The organism is Candidatus Obscuribacterales bacterium (assembly GCA_036703605.1).
Taxonomy (GTDB): Bacteria; Cyanobacteriota; Cyanobacteriia; order RECH01; family RECH01; genus RECH01.
This window is the reverse complement of the sequence record DATNRH010000906.1, coordinates 1-11,403: the sequence shown is the minus strand read 5'-3', so window position 1 is coordinate 11,403 and position 11,403 is coordinate 1. Positions and strand designations below refer to the sequence as shown.

11 protein-coding genes and 1 tRNA gene are annotated in these 11,403 nt (G+C 54.1%); 4 read left to right on the top strand and 8 right to left on the bottom strand.

Annotation, left to right across the window (positions count from 1 at the left end):
- The 6 genes from V6D20_18645 to infC all read right to left on the bottom strand — a co-directional run.
- Positions 1 to 596: dynamin family protein (locus V6D20_18645; protein HEY9817799.1), on the bottom strand; the 596-nt coding region annotated here is incomplete at its 3' end.
- Positions 597 to 625: 29 nt separating this feature from the next.
- Entirely contained in the window at positions 626 to 2,080 is a 1,455-nt protein-coding gene (locus tag V6D20_18640) for a DUF697 domain-containing protein (protein HEY9817798.1), read from the bottom strand.
- A gap of 301 nt (positions 2,081 to 2,381) precedes the next feature.
- A tRNA-Met gene (locus V6D20_18635) sits at positions 2,382 to 2,458 on the bottom strand.
- Between the two features lie 120 nt (positions 2,459 to 2,578).
- Entirely contained in the window at positions 2,579 to 3,532 is a 954-nt protein-coding gene (locus V6D20_18630; GenBank protein HEY9817797.1) for an asparaginase, read from the bottom strand.
- Positions 3,533 to 3,596: 64 nt separating this feature from the next.
- Complete coding sequence (locus V6D20_18625) at positions 3,597 to 4,094, bottom strand: CGLD27 family protein (GenBank protein ID HEY9817796.1); 498 nt, start codon at positions 4,092 to 4,094, stop codon at positions 3,597 to 3,599.
- Between the two features lie 252 nt (positions 4,095 to 4,346).
- Positions 4,347 to 4,817: a translation initiation factor IF-3 gene (infC, locus tag V6D20_18620; protein HEY9817795.1), complete on the bottom strand. Its 471-nt coding sequence runs from the start codon at positions 4,815 to 4,817 to the stop codon at positions 4,347 to 4,349.
- Positions 4,818 to 5,117: 300 nt separating this feature from the next.
- Here infC and V6D20_18615 point away from each other — a divergent pair, with 300 nt between their 5' ends.
- Both V6D20_18615 and map read left to right on the top strand, forming a co-directional pair.
- The gene (locus V6D20_18615) at positions 5,118 to 5,774 is read left to right on the top strand and encodes a DUF938 domain-containing protein (GenBank protein ID HEY9817794.1); all 657 of its coding nucleotides are present in this window, start codon (positions 5,118 to 5,120) and stop codon (positions 5,772 to 5,774) included.
- 244 nt (positions 5,775 to 6,018) lie between these two features.
- Positions 6,019 to 6,798, top strand: a complete 780-nt coding sequence (gene map, locus V6D20_18610; GenBank protein ID HEY9817793.1) for a type I methionyl aminopeptidase — start codon at positions 6,019 to 6,021, stop codon at positions 6,796 to 6,798.
- A 297-nt stretch (positions 6,799 to 7,095) separates the two neighbouring features.
- Here map and V6D20_18605 read toward each other — a convergent pair whose 3' ends face one another.
- Positions 7,096 to 8,154, bottom strand: coding sequence for a septal ring lytic transglycosylase RlpA family protein (locus V6D20_18605; GenBank protein ID HEY9817792.1), 1,059 nt, complete (start codon positions 8,152 to 8,154; stop codon positions 7,096 to 7,098).
- An 871-nt stretch (positions 8,155 to 9,025) separates the two neighbouring features.
- Between V6D20_18605 and V6D20_18600 the strand changes: the two genes are divergently transcribed.
- Positions 9,026 to 9,151, top strand: coding sequence for a hypothetical protein (locus V6D20_18600; protein ID HEY9817791.1), 126 nt, complete (start codon positions 9,026 to 9,028; stop codon positions 9,149 to 9,151).
- A 205-nt stretch (positions 9,152 to 9,356) separates the two neighbouring features.
- Positions 9,357 to 10,685, top strand: coding sequence for a four-carbon acid sugar kinase family protein (locus V6D20_18595; GenBank protein ID HEY9817790.1), 1,329 nt, complete (start codon positions 9,357 to 9,359; stop codon positions 10,683 to 10,685).
- Positions 10,686 to 10,735: 50 nt separating this feature from the next.
- On the opposite strand, the gene tsaE is transcribed toward V6D20_18595, so the two are convergent.
- Entirely contained in the window at positions 10,736 to 11,212 is a 477-nt protein-coding gene (gene tsaE / locus V6D20_18590; protein ID HEY9817789.1) for a tRNA (adenosine(37)-N6)-threonylcarbamoyltransferase complex ATPase subunit type 1 TsaE, read from the bottom strand.
- Positions 11,213 to 11,403: the final 191 nt, after the last annotated feature.

Here is an 11,403-nt window from a genome sequence, read left to right as displayed (position 1 = left end):
CGCTCCCGAAGCTGTTGAAAAATCACGGTGCGATCGCGGTTGGGATACAAATCAGTTTTGTTGAAGACCACAATCAAGGGCTTGTGCGCCGCCAGAAGATCGTGCAGCGCTTGGTATTCCGTGCGGGTCATGTCCCCGGCGATCACAAACAAAATCAGGTCAGCCTGTTCAGCAATCTCGCGGGCCATATCCGCCCGAGCCTGACCGTCTACTTCATCCAAGCCCGGTGTATCAATCAGCTCAATCACGGCCTTGCCCATAGCCGTCTCCAGCGACCAAAAGACCGACCGTGGCCACTGGGTCACGCCATGGATGGGCCCTGTGGGGAGCACCTTTTGGCCAATCAGAGCATTTAACACCGCCGATTTACCACGACTGACCAGGCCAAACACCGCCACCCGGACGAGGTAGCCGTTCAGTTTATCCAAGGCACCGGCAAGCTGATCCAGCCTTGGCTTGAGAGCCGCCTGGAGTTCTGTAGAGGATCGCGATCGCCCCTGACGACCATAGCGATTCAGAAGCTGCCGCAGACTGGCGCGCGCCCGGTTGAAGTGGGTGTCGGCAAGCTGGGGGCGAACTAGATCAGAGCGAGACATAGGCACCATCACCAAGTAATCGATCGGCCCTAGGCAGTGGGAGCAAGACGCCGCAAACCTTGATCCACTAGGGCCCGCACTTGTCCCAACGGTTGCATCTGCTGGAAGACGTCGTTGAGTCGTTGTTTGAGCGCCTCAGGCTGGAGCGAGAAGGGGGTGCGATCGCTGGGATCCACTATGCTCTGGGCTTGGAAATAGTCTACTAGGCTCAAGCCAGCCAATCGGGTCAGATAAGCAGCACTCATGCCCTGTAGCGCACCACCTGCGGCAAAGGTCAGAGCATGGGTTTTGAGCAGAGGAGCGATCGCCTGGGTGGACAGTTCCACCACCCCCATTTGCACCATCAGCTTCGCCATGGTTCCCGCCACCGCCTTAGCCTGCTCCATGGAAAAGGATTGCTGATACACTTTGCCCAAATCGAGCACCAACTGAGCATTGACCGCCGCTGTGGCCAGCAGATCAAGGCTCGGCACCGGATTGGCAAAAGCAGCAGCACCGGCAATCCACTGAGCTTGCTCAATCAAAGGCATGGCCCGTTGGCGGCGATAGCGATTCAGTTCCGCTAGGGTAGCTACGCGCACCTGCTGCACCTGGCGGGCCACTGTAGCCAAGACCAGCGATCGCCCTTGGGGGATCAGGGAGGTGAGAGTCTGGCTCAGACTAGCTAGATCAGCTTCAGACTGCTGCCACAATTCCTGCACCGTGCCATCCTCTAGATGCTTGCGTACCTTCATCGCGGCAGGCTCGGCAGCGATCGCCACCACATCCGCCGACGGAACATAGGCCGCCACCCGCTCGCGCACCTGATGCAGCAGCAGCGATCGCTCATCCAAGGGATATTGGTCTTGCTTATTGAACGCCACAAGCACCCGTTGCCCAGCCGTAGCATAGCCGACCAGCGCTTGGTAGCTAGACTCCGTCAAGTCACCAGGGGTCACCAACAGCACCAGATCGGCATCGTTGAGTGCCGACTCCGATTCCTCCAGAGCGATCGCTTGGGACGACACTTCGCTGATCGCCACCGCTGTTACATCGGTAGGCCAAGAGATCTGGGGTAACCATTGCTGGGTAAGCTGTTGGGCGATCGCCGTTTTACCCACGGCAGCTTCCCCGACAATCGCTAGGCGCAGCGTGGAACGATCCAGTTCACCCTGCAGATGCTCCAGTTGCGATCGCAGATGATCGACAATTCCAGGCGTTGCAGCACTCGCCTCCTGTTCAAGTTCTGCTTCAAGCTGATCGATCAGGGCGATCGCAGACTGAATAGCAGCTTCCACCGCCGGGCGATCCTTGGGTAGGGTGGTGGGTTCAACAGCCGGAGTGCGACGATGACGCATCCACCAAATGCCAGACCCAAGAGCGATCACCCAGACCAAATTGTCTCCTAGTCCCACGACTGAGGCACCCAGGCTATCAAGGAGCCAAATGCTTGCGGTCAAGCCCAATCCACCGATCAAAATGGGGCGCTGCAACGTTATTGCCATGCCAGTCTCACTTAATTCTGTCGTCACGTTAGAGATATCGAAGCACTCGCTGATATCCTTGCTCTAAAGACCCAGTCAGGGATTGGTCAGGATGCAGGAGCTATGAGTCTCGTGACCCGGCTGTTCTCTTGGTGAACAACTACCCCAAAATCCTCGGGTGAATGCTTCAGTCCTACTTTATCCTATCGAGTCCTGACACAGTCCACCGGTGTGCCAAACACTCCACCAGGCCACAAACCATGGGGATCATCAAAAATCCCCGCCGCCAAGAAGGCAACAGGGATTTTTGATTCTTACAAAGTGGTGGCGGGGAGCGGATTTGAACCACTGACCTTCGGGTTATGAGCCCGACGAGCTACCAGACTGCTCTACCCCGCGTCGCGTTTGTTTTTTTGTCACTCTATCGAGTATAGCAGAAGGTACTTCATCTGCGCAACAACTTTGTTTTGCGATCGCGTCGGCAACCTAGATCTCGTCCCAACCCTCCCTCGCGCATCCCTAGAGCATCGCTAGTTCGCCGATGATATCCAGCCGCTTGAATGCGCCAATGGTCATGTGTACATCCGACAAGGTCTCGGCGATCGCTGGCGTGATCCATCCCAGTTGCTTGAGCAGGTGAATCGCAACAGCATACTTAGCCCGCCGCGATCCATCCACACACTTGATGGCAAGACCCATGCCTTCCCCAACCCGAGCAATGCATTGAATGCCCTCTGCTCCAGATTTGCTAACGATTTCACCTTCCGTCAAACGCATCACCTCCGTATCAAACTGACCGGGGCCGGCAATCATTTCTGGATAGTGGGTCATGGCGCGAATAATCCGCTCCATATCCACACTGCTGCCCGAGGCTAGCAGGGCATAAAGGGTGGCCATTTGCCGAAGCTGCATAAAGTAGGTGGGTGCGCCACAATCATCATGGGCTCCGATGAATTCTTCGGCAGGCATTTGCAAAAGGTCAGCCACCTTTTCTAAGATGAGGCGCTGCACTGGATGACTAGGCTGAAGATAGCTGCCTAACGACCAATTGCGCTGCTTACAAACCGCTAACATGCCCGCGTGCTTGCCGGAACAGTTATGCTCCAGCGGGCTTTGTTTATCGGCAGGGATGGGGCATTGCAGAGCGGAGGGCTCCACATCACAGCGCCATAAAATATTAAAGGACTGACGCGCCTGCTCGATCGCCCCTTGATGGGAAGCGCAAATAATCGCCAAGTCGCGATCGTTGAGGTTGTAGGTTTCCAGCGTTCCCGTAGTGGTCACCGCTAGGGCCTGAAATGGCTTTAGGGCTGAGCGAATGAACGCCGCCGCCTCACCACTACCAGCCAGGGACAGCATTCGTCCCCGCTCATCACAGACCACCGCTTGCACTTGGTGGGTTGATTCAACAATTCCTTCTCGCAAAAGCCGAACTTCGAGTTCCGCCGTTTGAGTGCGTTTTCCCCTAGTCATGATTAGGCAATATCTCAACTAAACAGCGATCGCCCGTCGAACCCCAGAGTTATGCTTGCTTGGGCTAAAGCAAACCCCATACTAAACTTTCCCCTAATCCCAAAAGCAGAAACAAACCAAAGGTTTGCTGTAGGCGATAGAGAATGGGCTGGACTTCATGGCTCACCAACAGGCGATCGCGGGTGACCACCGTATCTGGCTTCGTCCAAAGCTGACCGTCATACCAGCCCGACTCTTCGTAGGAAATCGTCTGTTTGTGAAGGCGATCGCGAATATACATCCATCCTAAATACAGGCGAGCTAGGGTCAAAGCCGGAATAATACAGGCCCCGGTTGCTGCCGCCAGAAAAAACTGAAGCGGCACCTTTGCCGGCACAAAACTGACCGCCGCCACCGGGCCAGCGATCGCCCAACTCAACAGCCAGAGCACCACAATCGGCGCAACATAGCCTCGTAGGTTGCGAGTTCCCCAACTATAGAACCACGATTCTCGCAGCTCTTGATACTCATTAATAGGTTGTTGTTCGTGAGGAACTGGACAGAGGGAGACAGGAGGCTTCATTCGGAAAACAGGCGTAGTTAAGTAGCGGATGGGGATTGCTCCTGCCCCTAGTGTAAACCCCCCAAAGCATTCTGCTCAAAGGAACTTTGAGGGGTACATATCAACTCAACAATGGGCACCACGAGCAAGCAAAATGACCTTCATGGGCTAAGCCCATCCTTCGCATGGCCAGGTTTGTCCCTAGACAATCCACCGCACCGTCGGCATGGCAATGGTCACCCTAGGATGCCCAGATCCTAACCTGTGGACAGGTTAAGCAGGGGTGACTTGTACAATCAGCGCCCGCCGATCAAAAGACTGTACTTTGGCTGATTCACCTAAATCGGTCACAACCCGCTCTAGTAGCTCAGCGGCTCGATCGCGATGCTGGTGTTCCCGTCCCCGTAATCGCACTTGGAATTTGACAGAATCACCTTTGTCTAGCCATTCAACAGCTCGCTTGATCCGAAGGCTGTAGTCTGACTCACCCACATTGGGGCGCAGCTTCACTTCTTTGACCGTGGGCTTACTGGTATTCTGACGATGGCGTTTCTTTTGTTGGTATTGATGTTTACCGTAGTCCAGGATTTTAGCAACTGGAACATCTTTAGACTCAGAAACCAAGACTAAATCCAGCCCAACACTCTCAGCAAGCTGCAGGGCATCGCGGGTCTCAGTTACGCCACGGTTGGTGTTTTCATGGTCAATCAGCAAAACACGCGGCGATCGAATGCGGTGGTTAATGAGTTGCTTATTAGCGATAGCTCTATCCTCTTAAAACTCAACATGTTTGGCGGTAGTCAGAACCCTACCGATGGCCATCTCGACACAAATTGGCTTCATGGCTCGAAGCTAGCCTGAGCCGCTGACTCGTTGCTTCGGCACGATACCTAGCTAGGGCGAGATACTGGTTCAGACTTGGACATTCGCATCAGATTACTCTACTTCTAGAGTAACCTTATCAAAGCTTGGATCCAACATCATCGAACCAGAGTTGGATCTGAAATTCACGAAACTTTGCATCGCTACTCCCCCACATTGCCTATGACTCCACCATCTGACCATCGTCAATATGCGGCGGCCACCGATCGCAACCGTGAGCCAATTTTGGCTGTCTTGCAAGATGTGCTACCTGAAACGGGCACCGTGCTAGAAATTTCCAGCGGCACCGGGCAACATGCGGTCTTCTTTGCGCCTCGTCTCGCACCCCGCCGCTGGCTGCCGTCCGATGCCAATCCTCTAGCAATCGACAGCATTGCCGCTTGGCGATCGCACCATCCCTGCGAAACTCTCTATCCGCCCATTCTCCTCGATGCTGCCACCAGTCCCTGGCCCGTGGAACAGGTGCCGTTACCCGCTAGCTTGGCTGAATCGGGATTTGAGCCGGGGGCGATCGCTGCTCTGGTGAATATCAATATGATTCACATTTCGCCATGGAGCGCTACCCTAGGGCTGTTTGCCGGAGCCGAACGCCTCTTGTCGCCGGGGGGCGTGCTCTATCTTTATGGTCCCTACAAACAGCAGGGACAGCATATCGCACCGAGCAATGCGGCCTTTGATGAAAGTTTGCGTGCCCAAAATCCTGATTGGGGCGTGCGCAACTTGGAAGATGTGGTTGCCGTGGCGATCGCCCATCAGTTGCAGTTCGTCAAAACAGTGCCCATGCCGGCCAACAACCTCTCTGTGGTGTTCCAGCGCTAGCTAGACTGGACACTCCCCGCGAGATGTATGGGATAGTCCCTAGCGTAGAACCATGAGCCCACAGATCTCGTATCCCTGAGGCAGAACCGAGCTGGCAACGGTATCCTAAAACAAGCAGGGTTGAATCGAGGTTGCAGGCACTTCATAGCCTCTTGAGGCATGGACAACCCAGATCCCCAACCGCTCTACGACCTCAAGCCTGCATCACTATGTCAGGATTAGAGACTGTAACCCGTAAGATTTCATGAATACTGAAGCGATCGTTTTATTATCAAGCCGTGAAGTAGACAAAATGCGAGCTGCCGGCCAACTTGCCGCCCAATTGCTCGATCATCTAGCCCCCATGATTAAGCCTGGGGTGAGCACCTTAGACCTCAATGATGAGGCAGAACGCTGGACTCAAGCCCACGGGGCCAAAAGTGCGCCACTGGGCTACCACGGGTTTCCTAAATCTATTTGCACCAGCGTCAACGAAGTGGTTTGCCACGGCATCCCCAATGCCAAACAAATTTTGCGGGACGGAGACATTATTAATGTGGACGTTACCCCCACGGTGGATGGCTACCATGGCGATACCTCCCGCACCTTTTTTGTCGGGGAACCGTCGGCGATCGCTCGACGCTTAGTCGAAGTGACCGAGCAATGTCTGCAGCTTGCCATAGCAGAAGTCAAGCCAGGAGCCCGCATTGGAGACATCGGTGCCGCCATTCAAGACTATGCCGAAGCCCAAGGGTTTTCAGTGGTGCGTGACTTTGTCGGCCATGGCGTCAGCCGAATTTTCCACACCGCTCCCCAAGTACCGCACTACGGCCGGCGAGGACGGGGCAAGAAACTGCGTCCCGGCATGGTGTTTACCATCGAACCGATGATCAATGAAGGGACGTGGGAGGTGGACGTGCTGGACGATGGCTGGACAGCAGTCACTAAAGATCGCAAGCTTTCAGCCCAGTTTGAGCACACCCTCGCGGTCACCGAGGAGGGTGTCGAAATCCTCACTCAGCATCCCGAGTTGGTGGTCGCCTAAGCATCGAGGTTCTTCTAGACCAGGGATCGTAAGAACAACGTCAGTGTGGCTTAAGGGGATGGTTCAGCTCGTTGGATGAAAGAATCAAGATCTCGGCCCGTGAAATGAGGCTTTCAGCTTACCCCAACATCAGGTAAAAAAAGAGCGACAGTTGTACACTGTCGCTCGATGTTCCATAGAAGGGGAGAGGGTTAGATCGGTCTTGAGCGCTTCACACGATGAACCGTTGAAGCGATCGCCCTCCATGTCCGAATCAGAGAGTAAAGCTGCGAAGAGCTGGGAAATCTGGTGCCGTGCTTAGTTGTTGCCTAAAACATCTAGGCTAACGGGAGCAACCCCCGAACTCACCAGGCCAATTACCTGGGCGGCACCTGCCGATAGATCAATAACGCGTCCATGGGCATAGGGGCCGCGATCGTTAATACGAACGACCACAGATAGCCCCGTATCTAGATTGGTGACGCGCACCTGGGTGCCAAAGGGAAGGCTGGGGTGAGCCGCCGTCATGGCATTTTGGTCAAAGATTTCACCACTGGCGCTGTAGTTGCCGTGGAAGCCTGGGCCATACCAGGATGCCATGCCACTGAGGGTACGCAGAACAGCATGGTAGGATGCGCTAGGGGCAGGCTCAGGGGCAGGCAAACCATAGACTTCACCCAAGGGTTCGGCTCCTCCCAAAAGGCGGCGAAGCCGGTTCGTGGCCTGGAGGGCATCTTCTGCAGGATTACGGGTCGTATCAGGCAGAATCGTCGTTTCGTTGATCTCAGTTAGCTCACGATCGCCCACTTGAATGACGAGGCGATCGCCTTCATCGTCCCATACAGCAGTGATCGAGGATGGATCAATGCCACTGCGATAGAGTTGGTTGAGATTAGCAGCAATAGCTGTAGCGCGCCAAACGGGATCTTGAGCATAGCCATCAACGTCCGAAGATGTTGATGCCTGGGCAAGCACGACGCTTTCTTGGGGTTCTGAAACTTTCACATCTGCGCTAGCGTCATCTGTAGTAGCCGAGCTACCCTCATTCGGAGGGGCGAGGAAAGTGATGACAGGGATATCTCGGATATAGAGGGTTGCGGCTTGCCGATCATCAAATTGATGGGGCAGAATGCTAGCAATTGCCTCACTCTGAGAGAGTTCAATGGAGTTACGAGAGTGATATTCACCGACCTTTACAACATCTTCGGTGGAAGCTGTTGGTAGAGACCCAGTGGTGACACCGTCGTTTGCGATGTGGTTAGGCGCAGACTCTGCGATCGCAACGTTGGCGTCTGAGTCATTATCTGCGGTTCCGGCGACACTAGCATGCCCAGAGGACGAGGTCGCTAGCGTTCCGATAACTAGTGCAGCAGTCATCAGACTACTCCAAAGCTGTTGATTGTTTTGAGTCATATACCCTTTATAAAAGGAATGTGTGGAACGAAAATGATGTTCTAACAAAGGAAACAACCTAGGTATCTAGGTTCTATCCGTTAGAGGAAGTGCAGAGCACCAGTCCATACTCGTTACGCGTTCACCCTTCTGTACTCGGAACTGCAACAGCCTAGCATGAAGTTTCTGGGTTGGGGATCAGGGGATCACACGGAAGCCCTATCCCTCTCAACTAAGATTTAGATCTGCTTATCAATGGGCGATCGCCCTTGCTATACAAGACGTTCAGCGACCAACGCTCCACAAAAGTGCCGCTGAAGCATCAAATGGCAAGTTTACATTTGTTCATACTGCCTGATCTCGATCGCCAGCACGAGTCTCATGCCATAACAGCCTACCCCTGAAGGATCACAGCGATCGCTCAGGAGTATGGATCTGGCTCTCGCATATCATTAGGCGTTGCTTAGATAGGATTTCCTTATTGATTTAAGGGTCTCAGGTAGGGTCTGAGACTGGTTTTAGCATGATCGAAAACTGTTTTTCCGAGTAATCTGCTTTAAAACCGTGTCGAGCGCACCCAATTGACGTGCGCTCGATCACACCAAGAAGAACAAGATGATGCTGACCCAGTTCGTTCAAGACTCAGACCACCGAGTTCCTACGTCATAAAGATTACAGGCGATCGCATCTTCCCTAAAATCGCGAACCAAACCCAGTCCAAATGCAGGAAGATACACCCCGAGAATGTCCTAACTCAAATGGCTCATCAAACCTACTAATCTAATGTCTTACAGGCAACGTATTAAGACTTGAAGTGAGACTATCAATCACTCCAGGCTATCGTTTGACCAAAATATTGAGTTTCATCTTATACAACCTCGGCGATCGTCGTGGATTTTGGCGATCGCTTAGGAAATTCATGGCCGACAGTGGGAAAATCGAAGAGCGCGATCGCTGGACGAATCACCCGACTCGGGGCTAGGCAGCAGGTTCTAGTGCTGGTTGACTGACACAACTTGAAGACCTTCACCCCAAACCCCTCTCCCAGAGCGGGCGGGGGGCTTTGAAAACACCTATTCTTGTTCTCCTTGTGGGAGAAGGGACTGGAGGATAAGGGGAAAGATAGTTCAGCCAATCGGGTCTTGGCGATACGTGAGTCCTAGCTTGAAGCATTAAGAGAGAAGCCTATGTCTACCCAACCCAAAATTATCGTGCTGGATGATGATCCCACCGGATCTCAAACCGTGCATAGCTGCCTTCTGCTCACCCGCTGGGATGAAGACACCCTCAAGCTGGGCTTACTGGATGATGCTCCCATCTTTTTTATCTTGACCAACACCCGCGCCCTGCCCCCTGAGCAGGCTGACCAGATCACCCGTGAGGTATGCCAAGCCCTCAAGCGGGCGATCGCTCAGGTGGGGCTCCAAGACTTTCTGATTGTTAGCCGCTCTGATTCCACCCTGCGCGGTCACTACCCAATTGAAACCGATGCGATCGCTGAAGAGCTGGGCCCTTTCGATGCCCATTTCCTCACCCCCGCCTTTTTTGAAGGAGGACGCATCACCCGCGACAGCATTCACTACTTATTAATAGATGGCGTCGAAACACCAGTGCACACCACCGAGTTTGCTCAAGACTCTGTTTTTGGCTATCACCACAGCTATCTGCCCGATTATGTTGAAGAAAAAACCAACGGACGCATTCCTAGCGAGAGCGTAGAACGATTTTTGCTGGCTGATATCCGGGGCGGGACGGGCGATCGCCTCCTGGCCCTCAGCCATAACCAATGTGGGGTGGTGGATGCAGAAGTGCAGGCGGACTTGGATCGATTTGCCCGTGATGTCTTGTCTGCGGCCGCCCAGGGAAAACGCTTTCTGTTTCGCAGCGCCGCTAGTTTGCTGACTGCCCTGGCAGACCTACCTCCCCAACCCACCCCCGCCGACCAGATGGGAGCCTATACTCGTCACGGTCAACCCGGTGCCGTCTTGGTGGGATCCCACGTGAAGAAAACAACGGAGCAACTGAACGAATTACTGAAGGAACCTGGTGTGATCGGGGTCGAGCTTGACGTAGCTCACTTGCTCGACGCCAGCGATCAACAGCGTGCTGACCTGCTGACCAGCATTTGCGATCGCATTCACACCGTCCACAGCGCTGGTCAAACGCCCGTGATCTACACCAGCCGAGAAGAGCTGACCTTCGACAGCATCGAAACTCGCCTAGCGTTCGGGGTAGCCGTCTCGGATCTACTCATGGATGTGGTGCGCCACCTGCCAGACAACCTAGGATTTTTGATTAGCAAAGGCGGGATCACCTCCAATGACGTCGTCAGCACCGGTCTAGCCCTCACCGCAGCTAGACTACTCGGGCAAATTCTACCCGGCTGTTCCATCATTCGCACCCCCGCTGATCATCCCCAGTTCCCGAACCTACCGGTGGTTCTCTTTCCCGGCAACGTGGGCGATCGCACCTCCCTGGCTGAAACCTATCGTCGCCTGAATCGTTCTGGAACCTGATCACGAGGGGATCGGCGGTAGGGTTGAAGCACCCTCCAGGGATTGCTCTCCTACCCTGCCGCCATCAAACCTTGAAGAGACTTAAACCAAGTCGGCAGCACCGGCCCCACCGGCATAAGGGTTGCCAACCGCTGATCATCATGGGTGATCGATAGCTGAATATGGAGCGCCGGCTCAGGCCACTGGGGCAGGCGATCGGGCCACTCGATGGCCACTAATCCCAAGGGATACTCAATCCCTTCCCAGTACAAATCAATATAAAGCGATGCAACCGCCTGGGTATCTAGGCGGTAGAGATCAAAATGATAGAGCGGCAGCCGTCCGTCTAGATACTCATTGACCAAGGTAAATGTGGGGCTAACAATAGGTTCGGAAATCCCTAATCCCTGCCCTATCCCCTGAACCAAACTGGTCTTGCCACTGCCTAAATTTCCACCTAATAGCAAAATTGTTCCAGCCGGAAGCGATCGCCCTAGAACCTGGCCTAGGCGATGGGTGGCGGCTGGATTGGGCAACAATAATTCCATCACATCCATGGATGAGAGTCGTGCTAGCCTTGAGATTACGGTGGAGAGTCGTCAGATCTGGTGACCCAAAAACAAGGGGATCACCCATGCGATCCCCACGTTGATTTGAAACACGTCCATGGTCTGACCACTGGGCCCAGCAATTGGCTTAGTTGTCGTAGACTCTGCACTCAGCAGCTTCAGGGTTCTCG

What these genes read in the sequence shown, in the direction of transcription:
- V6D20_18640 (HEY9817798.1), bottom strand. Translation starts at nt 2,080, where the DNA reads ATGGCAATAACGTTGCAGCGCCCCATTTTGATCGGTGGATTGGGCTTG.
- V6D20_18630 (HEY9817797.1), bottom strand. Translation starts at nt 3,532, where the DNA reads ATGACTAGGGGAAAACGCACTCAAACGGCGGAACTCGAAGTTCGGCTT.
- V6D20_18625 (HEY9817796.1), bottom strand. Translation starts at nt 4,094, where the DNA reads ATGAAGCCTCCTGTCTCCCTCTGTCCAGTTCCTCACGAACAACAACCT.
- V6D20_18615 (HEY9817794.1), top strand. Translation starts at nt 5,118, where the DNA reads ATGACTCCACCATCTGACCATCGTCAATATGCGGCGGCCACCGATCGC.
- map (HEY9817793.1), top strand. Translation starts at nt 6,019, where the DNA reads ATGAATACTGAAGCGATCGTTTTATTATCAAGCCGTGAAGTAGACAAA.
- V6D20_18605 (HEY9817792.1), bottom strand. Translation starts at nt 8,154, where the DNA reads ATGACTGCTGCACTAGTTATCGGAACGCTAGCGACCTCGTCCTCTGGG.
- V6D20_18595 (HEY9817790.1), top strand. Translation starts at nt 9,357, where the DNA reads ATGTCTACCCAACCCAAAATTATCGTGCTGGATGATGATCCCACCGGA.
- tsaE (HEY9817789.1), bottom strand. Translation starts at nt 11,212, where the DNA reads ATGGAATTATTGTTGCCCAATCCAGCCGCCACCCATCGCCTAGGCCAG.